This is a genomic window from Bradyrhizobium sp. CCBAU 51745 (assembly GCF_028128715.1).
Lineage (GTDB): Bacteria > Pseudomonadota > Alphaproteobacteria > Rhizobiales > Xanthobacteraceae > Bradyrhizobium > Bradyrhizobium manausense.
The window spans coordinates 223,869-239,151 of the sequence record NZ_LBJP01000008.1 but is presented as its reverse complement, the minus strand read 5'-3'; the positions used below and the strand labels follow the sequence as shown (position 1 = coordinate 239,151).

Here is a 15,283-nt window from a genome sequence, read left to right as displayed (position 1 = left end):
GCGATCGACCGCCCAAACCGCAAGAGTGCGGCGGCGGCGACGGGCGAACAGGATGGTCGCGGCGTTGATCATGGCGCGCGGCTATAAGGCCAGATGCAGTTCCCGTCAAGGTGATGGTTGTCATTCCGGGGCGATGCGAAAGCATCGAACCCGGAATCTCGCGACACAATTTCGAGATTCCGGGTTCGCTCGCTTTGCGAGCGCCCCGGAATGACGGGAATTAAATCAGCCGCCAGATCCATTCCATGATCCTGGCGATCACGTCGCCGAACAGCAGAAGCGCCGCGGCCCAGACCAGTGCCGAGACGAAATTGGCCGCCTGGAAGCTCCAATACGGCATTTCGAAAATGCCGGCCGCGAGCGGCACGGAGGCGCGCAAGGGACCGAAGAAGCGGCCGATGAAGATGCTGGGCACGCCCCAGCTGCGTACGAAGGCCTCGCCCCTCGGCAGGATTTCCGGATAGCGCGAGAGCGGCCATATCTGCGCGACGTGCTCCTTGTAGCGATAGCCGAACCAGTAGGAGACCCAGTCGCCGAGGGCGGCGCCGATCGCACCGGCAATCCAGATCGGATAGAAGCTGATGCCACTCACCCCGATCAGCGCGCCGATGGCGACCAGCGCCCCCCAGGCCGGGATCAGGAGTGAGATGAAAGCCAGCGATTCCCCGAACGCCAGCAGGAACACGATCGGAGCAGCCCAGGCCTGATGGAGGCGCACGAAATCGGCCAGTGCATGCGCAAACTGCTCCATTCAAAAAATAGCCTTCCCGCCCCGCCTTGAGGTCCTGCCAGATAGGAAAGACTGGTAAGCCAAGGACTTGTGTGACATCAAGTCACAAAGACCAGGCTGGAACCGACCGAGGCGTCAAATTGCCGGGACTTGGCCAGCTTGCGGCGTAAAATTGCCGGCATTAACTCCCACCCACAGCGCCGGGCCTGCCCAACGGTGACCTTTGGGAGCCAGAAGTGGCATAGTCAGGCCAACCGATTCGCCGCCTCCGCGGCCCTCAAAACACATCAAGATATATGTCCAAACAGTTGAAAACGAAAACCAAAGACGATTTGTTCGAGGGCAATGAGCCAAAGGGGCGCGCAAACGCCGCGAAGGCCGCGCCGCGCGCCAGTGGCGGCGAGGCCGATTACACGGCCGCTGACATCGAGGTGCTCGAGGGCCTGGAACCGGTGCGGCGCCGGCCTGGCATGTATATCGGCGGCACCGACGAAAAGGCGCTGCATCATTTGTTCGCCGAAGTCATCGACAACTCCATGGACGAGGCGCTGGCGGGGCACGCAACCTTCATTGGCGTGGAACTCTCCGCTGACGGGTTCCTCACCGTCACCGACAACGGCCGCGGCATCCCGGTCGATCCGCACCCGAAGTTCCCGAAGAAGTCGGCACTGGAAGTCATCATGTGCACGCTGCATTCGGGCGGCAAGTTCGACAGCAAGGTCTACGAGACCTCCGGCGGCCTGCACGGCGTCGGCATCTCCGTGGTGAACGCCCTCTCCTCGCGTCTCGAGGTGGAGGTCGCGCGCAGCCAGAAGCTCTACCGCATGAGCTTCGAGCGCGGCCACCCCAAGGGCAAGCTCGAGGATCTCGGCAAGATCAACAACCGCCGCGGCACGCGCGTTCGCTTCAAGCCGGACACGGACATCTTCGGGCCTAAGGCCGCGTTCAAGCCGCAGCGCCTGTTCAAGATGACGCGCTCGAAGGCCTATCTGTTCGGCGGCGTCGAGATCCGCTGGAATTGCGCGCCCGAGCTGCTCAAGGGCGTCGAGGACGTGCCGGCGGAAGCAACCTTCCATTTCCCCGGCGGCCTCAAGGATTATCTGGCCGCGGCGATCCACGCCGACACGCTGGTGCATCCCGATATCTTCTCCGGCAAGTCAGGCCGCAACGGCGCGCACGGCGCCTGCGAATGGGCCGTGGCCTGGACCGCTGATGCCGACGGCTTCCTGTCGTCCTACACCAACACCGTGCCGACGCCCGATGGCGGCACGCATGAATCGGGCCTGCGCAGCGCGCTGCTGCGTGGCCTGAAGGATCACGCCGAGCGCGTCGGCCAGGGCAAGCGTGCCTCGTCCATCACCTCGGAAGACGTGATGGTGGGCGCCGCTGTGATGCTCTCGGTGTTCGTGCGCGAGCCTGAATTCCAGGGCCAGACCAAGGATCGTCTCGCCACTGCCGAAGCGCAGCGCATCGTCGAACAGGCGATGAAGGATCCGTTCGACCATTGGCTGTCGGGCAATCCGAACATGGCCAACCGGCTGCTCGACTTCGTCATCGACCGCGCCGAGGAGCGGCTGCGTCGCCGTCAGGAAAAGGAGACGGCGCGCAAGACGGCGGGCAAGAAGCTGCGCCTGCCCGGCAAGCTCGCCGACTGCACCGATGCCGGCACCGAAGGCTCCGAGCTCTTCATCGTCGAGGGTGACTCGGCCGGTGGCAGCGCCAAGCAGGCGCGCGACCGCAAGACCCAAGCCGTACTGCCCTTGCGCGGAAAAATCCTCAACGTGGCCTCCGCCGGCAAGGACAAGCTCACCGCGAACGCCCAGCTCTCCGATCTCGTGCAGGCAATCGGCTGCGGACAGCTTCTGCACTATCGGGAAGAGGATCTGCGCTATCAGCGCATCATCATCATGACCGACGCCGACGTCGACGGCGCGCATATCGCCTCGCTGCTGATCACCTTCTTCTACCGGCAGATGCCGAAGCTGATCGACGAAGGCCACCTCTTCCTCGCGGTGCCGCCGCTCTACAAGCTGACCCACGGCAACAAGTCGGTTTACGCGCGCGACGACAAGCACAAGGACGAGCTGATCAAGACCGCCTTCAACGCCAACGCCAAGGTCGAGGTGAACCGCTTCAAAGGCCTCGGCGAGATGATGCCGGCGCAGCTGAAGGAAACCACCATGGATCCGAGCAAGCGGACGCTGCTCAAGGTGGTCCTGCTGCCTGATGACCGCGACACCACGGCGGATTCGGTCGAGCGCCTCATGGGCACCAAGGCCGAAGCGCGCTTTGCCTTCATCTCCGACAAGGCCGAGTTCGCCAGCGACGAGCTGCTCGACGTCTGACCCTACGATTCCCTCTCAAAAGCCCCGGCCTCAGGCCGGGGCTTTTTCATTTTGGGGGCGCTGCACCGGCCTTTCCCGGTCATTCAACCACGGCGATCCGTCTCCCGAGAGTGCGACTCAGCCAGCGACTCATAGGGGCCAGGCAGCGCCACGGTTGAGGCAGGATTGCCTGCATTTCAGACAAAGGCGAACTCCTAACGAAAACCTACCCCGGGCCACGAATCTCAAAACACATGCAATCATATGAAATCGCTCATATTTTCTAGATTCCTATGACGACGTCATGCAACCTGGTCGACGGGCGTTTTCCGGCGACTGTGCCTGCCCTGCAACAGCATTTCGGCGAGAACCGTCTATAGTCCGGGCATCAGATCACACGGACTTCAGTGCGCTCGCGCCTGCCAAGGTTGGGGATTTAATCATGAAGAAGATTGCACTCGCTCTGACGGCGGTTGCGGCGATGACCGGTTCGGCTTCCGCTGCCGACCTGGCTGCCCGTCCCTACGTGAAGGCCCCGATGGCTGCTCCGGTTGCCAACTGGACCGGCTTCTACGTCTTCGGCGGCGCCGGCGGCGGTCTCTCGAACTCCGACCAGAGCATCGTCTCGACGACGACCGGCACCCCCCTCACCATCACCCAGCGTCAGGGTGGCTCGGGCTGGTTCGGCACCGTCGGTCTCGGCTACGACTGGCAGTTCAACAGCACCTGGGTCGCCGGCGTGTTCGCTGACGGTCAGTTCGGCAGCATCCGCGGCACGGTGCAGGATCCGATCCTCGGCCTCACCGGCCGCCAGAAGCTGGAAGACTCCTGGGCCGCCGGCGTTCGCCTCGGCTGGCTGGTCGCGCCGAACGTTCTGTCCTACGTCAACGGCGGTTACTCGGGCGCCCACTTCGGCAGCACCAGCTTCACCAACCTGGCTGGCGGCCCGACCGGCCTCCACCTCAACGGCTACAACCGCAACGGCTGGTTCGTCGGCGGCGGCGTCGAGAACAGCCTGAACATCTTCGGCATCTCCTCGCCCGGCTGGTTCATGAAGACCGAATACCGCTCGGCCTTCTACGACGCGAAGACCCGGGACGAAATCGTCGACGCAACCAACCTGCCGACCGGCGTGAACAGCATCCGCGCCAACAGCTGGAACCAGACCATCTCGACCTCGCTGGTCTACCGCTTCAACTGGACCGGTCCGGTCGTCGCCAAGTACTGATCCGATCTCACGATCGAGCGTCAAAGCCCCGGCATCGCCGGGGCTTTTTCGTTGTGGGCCTTGCTAGTGCGCAACGCTCGCCTTCAACGATTGGTAGGCGTCCACGAGCTTGGTTTCGATCGCGACCCAATCGGCTTCGGTGATAGCTTCGCCCTTTGCATCGCGGAACGCCATGGCGTCTGCCCGCGTGACCCCAAAGTGCCTGATCCCTGCGTCGTCGACGCTCTTGCCATAGGTCAGCGCGGCCACGCGTGCGATGGTCAGGCCGTAGTCACGGGGACCGACCGCCTCCCGCCGCGCCTGCCACCAATCGAGCTCGAGCCGGGCTGCCTGCCCCACGTCAAACGCCACGGGCGCGGCCGCCGCGTAATCGCGATAGTAGGCCACGAGAGCCGGCAGCGCCGCATTGGCTTCCTGTCGTGAGTGCGTCGGCTGGAACATCTTGGCCGCCTCGGCGGCACTGAACGCGATATGCAGGCTCCTAAGCAGAGAAAAGCCGAACTGCGTCCGCGTCGAGGCGTAGAGATGGTAGAACAGCGCGGCATAGCGCTTGTCGTAATAGTCGCGCCACATCGCGGTCTCGAGCCGGGCCATTTCGGCCGGATCGAAAGCCCGCAGATCCGCTTGGCGCGGAATACCGGCATAAGCAGCGACAAGGACGGCCGCAGCAGCCGTGCCCGAAATCACCCTGCGCCTCGAGATCAGCTTGCGCACGGACATCCTCCCCGCGGTCTCGCGTCCGCGGCCATTGTATCCGAACTGAAGCTACGGCTAGTCTTGCGGGAAGTTTTCGTGACCGGCGGCGATCGTTCCTGCCGGGGGTCGCGACAGAATCAGACCGACAGGGAGGAATCCATGCGCAGAATTCTGCTAGTCGCAGGCCTGTTTGCCCTCGCTGTCGGGCTGCTCTGGATCGGACAGGGTACGGGCACCCTCGCCTGGCCGCGATCGAGCTTCATGATCAACCAGCTGCAATGGGCTGGCTACGGCGCGGCCATGGCCGGCTTCGGGCTGGTCCTGATCTGGCAGAGCAACCAATAAAAGAAACCAGGAAGCAAAAGCATGACATCCAACCGGTTCGATCTCCGCGGCAAGGTCGCGATCGTCACAGGAGGTAATGGTGGCATCGGGCTCGGCCTTGCGCATGGGCTCGCCGACGCCGGCGCCGACATCGCCGTGGTCGGACGCAACGAAGCCAAATCGACCGCGGCCGTCGCCGATCTCAAGGCGCGCGGCGTGAAGGCGATATCAGTCACCACCGACGTGACCGACAAGGCCGCGGTCGCGGCGATGATCGACCGCGTCGTCAGAGATCTCGGCCGCATCGACATCCTGATCAACAATGCCGGCATGAGCATCCGCAAGCCGCCGCACGAGCTCGAGCTCGACGAGTGGAACAAGGTGATCGACACCAACCTCACCAGCGCTTTCGTCTGCTCGAAGCTGGCCTATCCGGCCCTGAAGGCATCGGGCAACGGCAAGATCATCAACATCGGCTCGATGATGTCGATCTTCGGCGCGAGCTTCGCGACCGCCTATGCGGCAAGCAAGGGCGGCATCGTGCAGTACACGCGCGCCTGCGCCAACGCCTGGGCGCCCGACAACATCCAGGTCAACGCGATCCTGCCGGGCTGGATCGACACCGATCTCACGCGCGGCGCGCGACAGCAGGTCTCAGGGCTGCACGAGCGCGTGCTCGCGCGCACCCCCGCGGGACGCTGGGGCGACATCGACGACTTCGCGGGCATCGCCGTGTTCCTCGCCTCATCAGCCTCGAATTTCGTCACCGGCACGGCGATCCCGGTCGATGGCGGCTTCTCGGTGATGTCGTAACGAACGTTCTCACGACAAAAGCCCCGGCATCAGCCGGGGCTTCGTAGGCAGCGCAACTCCGGAGAGACTAGTACCTTGCGACCACCGGGCCGCCGAAACGATAATTGACGCCGATCTTGCCCGTGTGAACGCCTGGGTCGGAGTTGCTGTTGGTGTACACGGTCCCAACGCCGCCTCCGGCGGTGAGGACGCCGGACTGGGTATATGTCTTTTGCGTACCGAGATAGAGATACTCGCCCTTGATGGACCAATTGGTGTTGAAGGCATACTCGACACCAGCTCCGACCGCGTAGGTCACCTGCGTGTCACTGTGGCGGGTGATGAGCGCGCCACCGCCGCAGCCGGGCGGGCCAGCGCCGACACAGGAATCATTGAAGCTGTAGGAGTTGGCGACGAAAGCGACGCCACCTTTGACATAGAGCAATGCCTGGTTGACGGCCCACCCGGCGCGCCCTGCGATCACCCCATAGGCATCGCCGATGCGGGTGGTATTCACACTATCGGGAAGCGCGAGGCCAAACGCAGCGGCGTTGACGTCCTGCCTTGACCCATTCAGGTGAAGATAGCCGGCCTCGCCTTCGATACCGAGCACGAAGTTGGTGCCGGGCCTCTGCCAGTTGTAGCCGATCGTGCCGCCGCCGATGAAGCTCGCGCCGAGGCTATAGGGGGTGTTGAGCCCCGTCCCGTTGTAGAAGAAACCGGCGGCATTGGCCGGCTCGCTCGCGGATGCGTCGCGGTCTGCGACCGCACCGCCGACGAAGCCCCCGATGTAGAAACCGGTCCAGTTGAACACCGGCGGCGGAACCATCGGCGGTGCTTTGACCGCCATGTCGGCGGCGGACGCCGCGCCCGAAATCGCAAGCAGAATTGACATTCCTGCTGTCAAAGCAAATGTCTTTTTCATCCATGCCCCCCTGGAAGAACTGCAAGAGCGAACGCTCCGTTGAGTCGATTTATACAAAGCGCATCTCGGGCAGCGAGGCACAATCTGCAGTTCCCGCTCGCTTGCATGCACTTATCCGCGAAACAGTGACATTTTCCGCACGCAAAGGTCAGACATAGCGACCTATACACGCAAAAGGATCATAGTCCTGTTGGCGTCAATCCCACGAGGTAGGGCGCGACGTCTCTTCTTCGCTTCGGGAAAAAAGATCGCACGCGTCAGCCGATCCCGGGTCCCGGGGATTTGCGCTTTGGTTCGCAAAAGAAAGAAGCCCCGGGCGACGCCCGGGGCTTTGAAGTCTGGCACTGATCGTTTTCTTTTTCGGTTTCAGTAGCGCGCGATCACAGGTGCGTCGAACTTGTAGCTGGCGCGGACGACCGCCCACTGGATGTCGCGCGGCTTGGCGTCGAAGGTGTAGTTTCCGGACAGGCCGCCGAGCTGATAGGTCTGGCTGCCGAAGGCCGCGTAATTGTACTCGAGGCCGACGATCCAGTTGCGGGTGATGCCGTATTCCCAGCCGGCGCCGACAGTCCAGCCGTTGGCCCAGTGAGTCTGGCCGCCCGAGCCCTGAGCCACGCCGACGGTGTCGCTGACGTTGAGACGGTTGTTCACGCCGGCATAGCCGCCCTTGACGTAGAACAGGTTGTTCTGAACGGCGAAGCCGGCGCGGCCGACGACGGTCGCGAGAACGTTCGTACGCCAGGTGAAGACGTCATCGCCCGCACCGAACGCGGTGTTCACGACGGTGCCCTTGTTGTCGAGGCCGGAGATCGTGCCCTCCATGCCGAACACGTAGTTATTGGCCTGCCAGTTGTAGCCGATCTGGGCACCGCCCATGATGCCGGCGCCGCGCTGGCGATAGCCCTGGCCCGGAACGAGGTCGCCGAACGGCGCGCCGGTCCCGTTGTTGATGAACTGCTCGTTGGTCCAGGCGCCACCGATGTGGCCACCGACATAGAAGCCGGTCCAGTTGAACAACGGCTCGATGTAAGCAGGCGCCTTGGTGTAAGGACGCGCGGCGAGATCGGCGGCGGAAGCAGCGCCGGTCGAAACCAGAGCGGTCGTGCAGGCGAAGGCGGCAATCAATTTGTTACGCATGGTACATCCCGTGTCCTTTGATGGGCGCACGCTCACACGCAAGTTCTTACTCAAATTTGAATCAACAAAGTTAAGGTGCCGGATTGGCATTTGGCGGTCTTTGAATCCCGGACCGCTGTTGCTGGCGCGCAACGCGGACGCCGCAATTTAACGCGGCGTTATCCCTATCAAATCGCTGCGTCAGGATGCCGGCGAATGCACGTGCTCGAGCCGCACACCGATGGCGATGAAACGCGCGGGAATGCCCTGGAGCCACGGCCAGGCGGAGATCAGGCGCAGGATCAGCGGCACCTTGAACGACCGACCTGTGCCTTGCAGCGCGCTGCTGACGATGTTGTTCTGCACGACCACCTGCATCGCCTGGGTCATCTTCACCGGGAATTCGCGGCGACGCCTGACGGCATCGAGCTCAGCCTCGGACGGACAGCCCCGCATCAGCTTCTCGGCGAGCAGGTTTGCGGTCGCGACCGCATCCTGCACGGCCAGATTGACGCCGACGCCGCCGACTGGCGACATCGCATGCGCGGCGTCACCGATGCAAAGCAGCCCGGGTCGCGTCCAGTGGCTCAGACGGTTGATCGCGACCGTCAGCAGCTTCACGTCATCGAAGCTCTTGACGTCGGCGATGCCGTGCCTGAGGACCGGCGCCATGCGCACGACATCGTCGAGCAGCGCCCCCAGTCCCCTCGCCTTCACCGCATCATACTGTCCCTTGGCGATGACATAGGCGCATTGCCAATAATCGCCGCGGTCGAAGGTGACCATCATCTTGCCGGGCTCGATGCGCGCAAACAGGTTCTCGGCTTCGTCCGGCCTGCGGCCCGCGCGGAACCAGAGCACGTCCATCGGCGCCCCGATCTCCTCGACGGCAAGGCCTGCGCGCTCGCGCACCGTCGAGTGCCGGCCGTCGCAGGCGATGGTGAGATCGGCCTCGATGTCGACGTCACCGTCGGGCGTCGTTGCGCGGACGCCGGCGATGGTCTCGCCCCGCCGGATCAGGTCGACAGCCTCCGTGCTCATCAGCACTTCGAGCGAGGAGAAACGCTTGCCGGCCTCGCGCAGGAAATTGAGAAAGTCCCATTGCGGCATGAAGGCGATGAAAGGGTATTTCGTGTTCAGCCGGCTGAGATCGGCGATCCGCACCTTGGTGCCACCGAACAGGCCGTCCATCTTCTGCAGGCGCTGATGCGGCAGCTTGAGGAAGCCGTCGATGAGGCCGAGTTCATCCATCACCTGAAGTGTCGAGGGATGCACGGTGTCGCCGCGAAAGTCGCGGAAGAAATCAGCATGTTTCTCCAGCACCACGACGTCGATGCCGGCGCGTCCCAGCAGATAGCCGAGCATCATGCCCGCAGGTCCGCCGCCAACGATGCAGCAACGGACTTTTATGGAACGTGATGCGGATTGATCCGAGGTCGCTGCCGCCATGATCCTGACCTCACTGGCAAGTGGATCCGTAAACAGGATAACAGCACCAATTTACATCGCTACCCGCGTTCATTGGCTCACCGTGCCGGAACCAAGATGACGGGTCACCAGATCGAGGAACTCGCTGGCCATCGGTGAAATGCTCAAGGACCGGTGCCGAACGACGCCCACGGTCCGCTTGATCTCGGGCGCAGCGATCGGAATGGCCCGGATGTGGGAGCCGGAGCTTGTCGGCAGCGCCGTCGCCGGCAGGATCGCGCAGCCGACACCCGCTTCCAGCAATCCGAGGATGCAGGAGACGTGTTCGACTTCGTAAAACCATCGCAGCTTCAGGGCGGCATTTCCGAGCAATACCTCCAGCAGGAGCCGGTTGCCGCTGTCGCGCCCGCCGATGACGAGCCGAACCTTTGCCGTAGCCTGAAGCTCTTGCAGCGTGATCTCCTGGCGAGCGGCGAGCGTGTCATCCTTGTGCATGGCCAGAACGAAGCGATCAGCCAGCAACGGCGTGAACGTGAGATCCGGATCTTCTCCCGGGTCAACGCCGATCCCGAATTCGGCCAAGCCCGACAATACGTGGCGAACGACAAAGTCCTGATTGCCGTCGAAGACCTGCACACCGACGTTTGGATGACGCCCGCTGAACGTCTTCAGCAAGGACGGAAAGGCCTGGCAGACCACGGTAGGGATGCTGGCCACCCGTATCTTGCCAAAGCGCTTCTCAGCGACCTCGCGGATCGAATCCAGCATTCCGTTCAGGTTGTTGATCTGCTGGCGAGCCATTGGAAGGAAGTGGCGTCCGGCCCCGGTGAGGACCACCGACCTCGTGGTGCGGCTGAACAGTTCGACACCCAGCGTCTGCTCCAGCTTCTGGATCCGGCGCGACAGACCGGGCTGGGTGAGATGAAGCTTCTCGGCGGCGCGCTGGAAATTCAGCAGCTCTGCCGCGATCACGAAGGCCTCGAGTTCAGCGTTCTCGACTTTCATGCGGCGCTCTCATCAGTCGCAAGCGAACCCGCATTGGACCTCAATGATGACGGTTCCTACGATCCCCGGGATAGCCGAACCAAAGGGAACAGGTAGCACCGATGCCCACCCAGCAGCAACTTGCCTCGTCAATGCCGATTGTGGCGGCCGCATCATCCGATGTGACCGAGGCCGATGCCACATATCGGAAGATCGTGCTTCGTATCGTTCCGTTCATTCTGGTCTGTTATTTCTTTGGCTATCTGGACCGGGTGAACGTCGGATTTGCCAAGCTCGGCATGGTCCACGACCTCAGTCTGAGCGAGGCCGCCTATGGCCTCGGTGCAGGCTTGTTCTTCATCGGATATCTCCTGCTCCAGGTGCCCGCGGGCTATCTGGTTCAGCTCCACGGCCCCAGGAAGTGCATCGCGGGATCGATGATCGCATGGGGGCTCGTCTCCGTGGCGACGCTGCTGACCCGAGACGAGGCCAGCTTCTACGCGCTTCGATTCCTGCTCGGTGTCACGGAGGCCGCCTTCTTCCCGGCCGTGATCGCCTGCTTCAGCCTCTGGTTTCCCTCCTACAGGCTAAGCAAGGTGATGTCCCTGCTGTTCCTCGCCCTGCCGCTCGGGGTGATCGTCGGCGGCCCGATGTCGGGTTGGATCATGGATGCGACCCACGGCGGCTACGGCCTGAAGGGTTGGCAATGGATGTTCCTGCTCGAAGGGCTGCCGGCGATATTGCTCGGGCTGTTCGCGACCAAAGCGATTGTCGAACGACCGGACGGTGTCGAATGGTTGACACCCGGCGAGAAGGCTTTGGTGCTGCGGGAGCTCACCCAGGAATCCCGGGACAAACAAACGAGCTTGTTACCTGCATTGCGTGAGCCGACGCTCTGGATTCTGTTCGCGACAACGTTTCTCTACAACCTCGGCAATTACGGCCTCGTGTTCTGGATGCCGAGCATGATCAAGTCAATCGGCGGGCTGACGAACTTCCAGATCGGCGTCGTAACCGCCCTACCCTATTTCATCGCCGCCTGCGCCATGCTGGTCAATTCGTTCCACTCGGTCAAGACCGGCGAGAGGCTCTGGCATACCGCGCTGCCCCTGATCGCTGGCGGAGTCGCCCTGGTCGCAAGTGTGACAATGCGAGACGTGCCGGCGCTCTCCCTCTTGTGCCTGACCGTCGGCATCTCCGGCATCCAGTGCACGCTCGCCATGTTCTGGAGCCTGCCATCGCGCGTGCTTGCCGGGACCGCTGCGGCCAGCGGTGCCGGACTGGTGAATATCGGGGCGGCCATTGCCGGATTTGCCGGTCCGACGATCCTGGGCCTTCTCGGTCAGCTGACTGGCAGCAATACGGCCGGCGTGTCGCTGCTGGCGATCGGGCTATTCGCCGCGGCCGGACTGATCTTTGCGATTCCGCGGCGCCTGATGGCCCGGCCTGTCGTCTCGGCCTAGGAGGTGTCGTAGTGCTCTACAAGGCTCCAATTCCCGGTCTTCCCGACCCTCGCCCGCGCAAGCCGTTTCGGATCGCTGTCGCCGGATTTCATATTGAGTCCGTGAGTTTTCTGCCGGTCGCCTCGACCTGGGACGATTTCGAGCAGGTGGCCTTGCGCGGGGATCGCATCGTCGAAGAGCTCCGAGGCACGAACACGGTGATGGGCGGCTTCATCGACGTCTGCGAACAGGACAGCGTGGAGCTGGTCCCCCTCGTCCACACGGCTCTCGGCGCCGTCGGGCCTGCGACCGACGAGGCGGTCAGACGCTATGCGGACGAGATGGCAGTCAGTGTCCGCGCACTCCCGGACTTGGATGGCGTGCTGCTCTTCCTCCACGGCGCGTGCTGGACGGCATCCTATCCAGACCCTGAGCGATTCATCATCGACACGGTGCGTGGCGTCTTGGGGAAAGACAAACCCTTGATCGTCGCCCTGGACTACCATGGCAACATCGACGCGGACACGTTGAAGAACGCGACCGCGGCGTTCGCCTATCGGAAATCGCCGCACACGGACACGGGTGACACGGGACGCCGGGCCGCCCTCTGCATGCTGCGCACGCTGCGGGGAGAGATTTCACCGGCATGGGCAATCGCTAAGCCGGGCGTGCTCGTTCCGTCGATCTTCAGTGCGACCGCGCTGCGCCCCCTGGCGGACATTATCGAGGAAGGACAACGGATCGAACACGACAGCCAGCATTACACCGACATTTCGCTGATGGCGGGCTTTTCCTACGCGGACGCGCACAATGCGGGCTTCTCTGCGCTGTGCGTCACGGACAGCGACCCCGCGCGCGCTCAGAGGATCGCGGACCATCTTTCGGAGCGGGTCTGGCGCGAACGGCACGCGCTTTACAGGCCCTTCGACGTCTACACCGCAGAGTCAGCGGTCTCCCGGGCGTGTGCAGGCCTCACACGGCGCGAGGCAAAGGGACGTCCATACGTGCTGGTCGAGCACGCGGACCGAATGAACGATTCCACGTACCTGCTGGCGGAGCTGCTGAAGCGCCGCGTCGCAAGGGCTGCCGTGCCATTCCTCTGGGATGCGGCCGCGGCGCAGAGGGCGTTCGATGCCGGTGTTGGCGCGATGGTGAAGCTTCAGCTTGGCGGCCACAGCTCGGAGAAGGCGGGACCGACCTTGGACGTGATCGCACGCGTGCTGTGGGCTGGCCCCAAGTCATACCGCGTGTCGGGGTGCTACATGCATGGCATGCCCGTCGACCTCGGAATGACGGCCTTGCTCGACGTCGATGGCGTATCGGTGAGCGTCGTTAGCGCCTTTGCGTTCGCGGTCGATGGTGATGCATTCGGCGTGTTCGGGTTGCGCCCTGAAGACTTCGACATCATCGTGCTTCGTTCCAAGACCCATTTCCGCGCCTTCTACCAAGGTTTGGCGGAGGAAATCCTGATCGTGGATACGCCCGACCACGGCGTCGCCGACCTCCGGCTCCTGCCCTACGAGCGCCTGGATACGCTTCGCGTATTTCCTCTCGCTCCCGAAACTTCAACGCACCGTGCGACGGAGGATCGGCAGAAGTCAAAGCCGCCTCACCGATCAAACCGAACCGCTTAATTGTTGCTGCGGTTCGCCGTGCGGAAACTCTTGACCTCCGACACGCTGCCGTCACGGTAGGTCAATTCGACCGACATGAACTGCGTCGCGGGCGGCAGTTTCTCATAGAGCAGCATGCCGGCGGTGATGGCCGAGGGATCGCGGAGATCGCAAGGCGGCAGCTTCAGCACCCTGTCCGGCACCGCCGTGTCGATGCCGATGCGCGCCTCGCGGATCGCGCAGCGGTACGACACCAGGTGGGAATAATAAACCAGGAGCCCATTGAACTGCCGGAACGACAGCCAGCTCGTCGCGGTCATGTCGAGGATCTTGCGCTGGTCGCGGATCAGCGCCGCCTCGGGATCGAACTTGATCGGGAACGGCCCCTGCATCTCGCCGGAAGCATCGACGTAGCGGACCTCGATGGTGCCGGCCTGCGCATCCGTCGGCAGCTCGATCGAGGGGTTCGGCATCCGCTTGCGGGTACGAGGGTCGAGCGTATCGATGAAGCCGGTCTCGCGGAAATCCCCGTTGCCGGCCATGCGCCATGAAATTCCAATGGTGGGATCGGCGAAGGAGAACGTCACGCTCCAGCCGCCATTGTGCCGGGAGAAGCTCGCGATCGGCGCATTGGTGCTTTCTTCCTTCGGCACGCGCGGCACCGACACCGGCGGCAGCGCGGCGAGTTTTTGCGGTGGCGGATCGGCGGGCCGCGCCGCGGCCGCCGCATCCTTCGCCGCGCCGCTGAGGAAGACGTCGTCGACCATCTGGTCGAAATAGACAGGCACCTGCTTGTGCCTGACGGTGTCGGCCATCTCGCTGACCAGACGGCGCGTGTGCTGCGCGACCTGCACGAGGTTCTCGCCGGGCTGGAGCAGCTCCTTGGCGAAGGTGCGCGTGAACACCGAGTTGGGATTGGCATCGTCGTTGGAGAGACGATCGAGCGCGGTCTGGCGCGGGCCGGCCGAGAACACCGAGAACACGCCTTCAGGCAGCTGCGTCATCGGCGCGAGCCCCCCGCCGCCGGCCACCGCGCGCGTGCCTGCGCGCTCGAACGGATTGTTGCGGCAGGCGTCGAACACCAGGATCGAGGTACGCGCCTTCTTGTTCTGGAGACGCTCGACGACACGGTCGGCGAGAATGGAGGCGTCGCGCACCAGCTCTTCCTGGCCCTCGGTCGCCGCCGGCACGTCGGTCGGCAACAGATAGTTCTGGCCCGCGATCTCGAATCCGTGGCCGGCATAGAAGAAGAACGCGGTGTCGCCCGGCTCGATCGCCCGGTCGAAGGCGAGCAGCGTCTCGGTGAATTGCTGACGGTTCTGGTTCTCGGCGACCATCACCTGGAAGCCGAGCTGCTTCAGCGTGTCGCCCATGGTGCGGGCGTCGTTGACGGCCTTCACGAGCTTCGGCACGTTCTTGTAGTCGTTGTTGCCGATCACGAGCGCGACGCGCTTTTCGGCATGTGCAACGCTTGCCACCCCTGTGAGGCTCGCCGCCACACCAAGGGCCACCAGAATTCTCAGAAGCCGACGCGTCATGTTAACATTCCCCCTTGCAGCATGGCTCTGGTCGGGCCCCTTGCGCCTTTGCTCTGATAGTCGGTCCAGCCACGGCCGCGGTTCAACCAGTCCATCGGCGCGGTCCCATCCTCTGGCCTATGGCAGATTCTGCTGGAATCTGC

Annotated in this window: 13 protein-coding genes; 6 read left to right on the top strand and 7 right to left on the bottom strand. The window is 63.3% G+C overall.

From position 1 onward, the window contains the following. Positions 1–220: 220 nt before the first annotated feature. Positions 221–751: a DedA family protein gene (locus XH98_RS11870; protein WP_057745026.1), complete on the bottom strand. Its 531-nt coding sequence runs from the start codon at positions 749–751 to the stop codon at positions 221–223. Between the two features lie 275 nt (positions 752–1,026). Between XH98_RS11870 and parE the strand changes: the two genes are divergently transcribed. Together parE and XH98_RS11860 are read left to right on the top strand one after the other, a co-directional pair. Beyond that, positions 1,027–3,075: a DNA topoisomerase IV subunit B gene (gene parE / locus XH98_RS11865; RefSeq protein ID WP_271618693.1), complete on the top strand. Its 2,049-nt coding sequence runs from the start codon at positions 1,027–1,029 to the stop codon at positions 3,073–3,075. A 421-nt stretch (positions 3,076–3,496) separates the two neighbouring features. Continuing rightward, a complete protein-coding gene (locus tag XH98_RS11860) occupies positions 3,497–4,282 on the top strand; it encodes an outer membrane protein (RefSeq protein ID WP_271602849.1) in 786 nt (261 codons plus the stop codon). Positions 4,283–4,345: 63 nt separating this feature from the next. On the opposite strand, the gene XH98_RS11855 is transcribed toward XH98_RS11860, so the two are convergent. Beyond that, positions 4,346–4,996 (bottom strand): hypothetical protein, encoded by a 651-nt coding sequence (locus XH98_RS11855; RefSeq protein ID WP_271618692.1) that lies wholly within the window; start codon positions 4,994–4,996, stop codon positions 4,346–4,348. A gap of 141 nt (positions 4,997–5,137) precedes the next feature. Between XH98_RS11855 and XH98_RS11850 the strand changes: the two genes are divergently transcribed. Beyond that, positions 5,138–5,323: a hypothetical protein gene (locus XH98_RS11850; protein ID WP_057745043.1), complete on the top strand. Its 186-nt coding sequence runs from the start codon at positions 5,138–5,140 to the stop codon at positions 5,321–5,323. A 21-nt stretch (positions 5,324–5,344) separates the two neighbouring features. After that, positions 5,345–6,115 (top strand): SDR family NAD(P)-dependent oxidoreductase, encoded by a 771-nt coding sequence (locus XH98_RS11845; protein WP_271618691.1) that lies wholly within the window; start codon positions 5,345–5,347, stop codon positions 6,113–6,115. 67 nt (positions 6,116–6,182) lie between these two features. Here XH98_RS11845 and XH98_RS11840 read toward each other — a convergent pair whose 3' ends face one another. The 4 genes from XH98_RS11840 to XH98_RS11825 all read right to left on the bottom strand — a co-directional run bounded on the left by XH98_RS11840 (position 6,183) and on the right by XH98_RS11825 (position 10,568). Beyond that, a complete protein-coding gene (locus tag XH98_RS11840; RefSeq protein ID WP_271602852.1) occupies positions 6,183–6,989 on the bottom strand; it encodes an outer membrane protein in 807 nt (268 codons plus the stop codon). Between the two features lie 396 nt (positions 6,990–7,385). Further along, complete coding sequence (locus XH98_RS11835; RefSeq protein WP_271602853.1) at positions 7,386–8,156, bottom strand: outer membrane protein; 771 nt, start codon at positions 8,154–8,156, stop codon at positions 7,386–7,388. A gap of 180 nt (positions 8,157–8,336) precedes the next feature. Then, positions 8,337–9,584 (bottom strand): FAD-dependent oxidoreductase, encoded by a 1,248-nt coding sequence (locus XH98_RS11830; protein WP_271618690.1) that lies wholly within the window; start codon positions 9,582–9,584, stop codon positions 8,337–8,339. 69 nt (positions 9,585–9,653) lie between these two features. Further along, positions 9,654–10,568 carry a LysR family transcriptional regulator gene (locus tag XH98_RS11825; RefSeq protein ID WP_271618689.1) on the bottom strand — a complete coding sequence of 305 codons (915 nt, stop codon included), beginning with the start codon at positions 10,566–10,568 and terminating at the stop codon, positions 9,654–9,656. Between the two features lie 101 nt (positions 10,569–10,669). On the opposite strand from XH98_RS11825, the gene XH98_RS11820 reads away from it, so the two are divergent. Together XH98_RS11820 and XH98_RS11815 are read left to right on the top strand one after the other, a co-directional pair. Further along, positions 10,670–12,010: an MFS transporter gene (locus tag XH98_RS11820; RefSeq protein ID WP_271618688.1), complete on the top strand. Its 1,341-nt coding sequence runs from the start codon at positions 10,670–10,672 to the stop codon at positions 12,008–12,010. Positions 12,011–12,021: 11 nt separating this feature from the next. After that, positions 12,022–13,623, top strand: coding sequence for a M81 family metallopeptidase (locus tag XH98_RS11815; RefSeq protein ID WP_271618687.1), 1,602 nt, complete (start codon positions 12,022–12,024; stop codon positions 13,621–13,623). Here XH98_RS11815 and XH98_RS11810 read toward each other — a convergent pair. Continuing rightward, positions 13,620–15,140 (bottom strand): caspase family protein, encoded by a 1,521-nt coding sequence (locus tag XH98_RS11810; protein WP_271618686.1) that lies wholly within the window; start codon positions 15,138–15,140, stop codon positions 13,620–13,622. The genes XH98_RS11815 and XH98_RS11810 overlap by 4 nt on opposite strands. Positions 15,141–15,283: the final 143 nt, after the last annotated feature.